Origin of the sequence: Chimaeribacter californicus, assembly GCF_002858675.1 — a bacterium.
In the GTDB taxonomy this organism is placed as follows: Bacteria; Pseudomonadota; Gammaproteobacteria; order Enterobacterales; family Enterobacteriaceae; genus Chimaeribacter; species Chimaeribacter californicus.
In genome coordinates, this window is the sequence record NZ_PJZF01000093.1 from 1 (window position 1) to 761 (window position 761).

The 761-nt window shown below is 56.6% G+C and carries 2 protein-coding genes; both read right to left on the reverse strand.

What is annotated here, in order from left to right; translation table 11 throughout:
• A partial coding sequence (locus tag CYR55_RS23035; protein ID WP_420912750.1) for a hypothetical protein occupies positions 1-295 on the reverse strand: 295 nt, incomplete at its 3' end.
• A gap of 4 nt (positions 296-299) precedes the next feature.
• Positions 300-761 (reverse strand): hypothetical protein (locus CYR55_RS23740; protein WP_165699666.1); only part of this gene is annotated, 462 nt, incomplete at its 5' end.

Here is a 761-nt window from a genome sequence, read left to right on the forward strand (position 1 = left end):
GTTCCTCTGAGATGTCCAGCCCACGGCGAACGATAGCGGTCAGCATTTCATCTTTGATGCCGGTCTGCATCGGCATCGGGTGATCACCGACAAACAGCGCCGGAAACAGGGCTTTCACAAACATCCGCTGGCTGCGGTTTTTCTTGCGCGTCGCGGTAGAGCCAATCGGCTTAAAGGCTGCTTTTACCTGCTCTGGCGTCAATGGGGCAGGGCGCGGGTTGTCGTATTGCTTCCGAGACTTGAACTGCCCTTGAGGCTTACGGGGGCTGGTCAGTGTTCCAGTGTGCTGCATCATGGGATCAATCCTTTCTGGTCAGGTTCTGTAGCGATTTTTTCCTAGCCGCTTCAAGGCAGGCGCGGGGACTAAAGCCCTCGCTTAAGGCGCGATTGCGGCGCTGTACGGCATCATCAAAAGCCTGATCATGCGCACGGTTAGCTGCATCGAAACGGCTGGCGTTAAAGGTGGTTTGCGGTGCCCGGCGGCCACCAGCTGCGTTACCTGCAAAATACGAGCGGCGGGCTTTATCGGTCAGCCTGCGCTGTTCTGCATGGCGTGCCTCGCGGGCTGCCTGCTGGTGGGCTGCAAAATCTTGGGCTTTGGTCGTGGCGCGCTCACTTCTGGCCTGTGCCCAGCTTTTGGGTTTTGGGATTTCACAAGCTGCGGCGTCAGCTGCACTGTCTTTTTGCTTCTGGTATTCCAGATCTTCTTGTATTTCTCGATCATTTTGATCGGGGAGGGGCGATAAATTTGATCGGGGGGT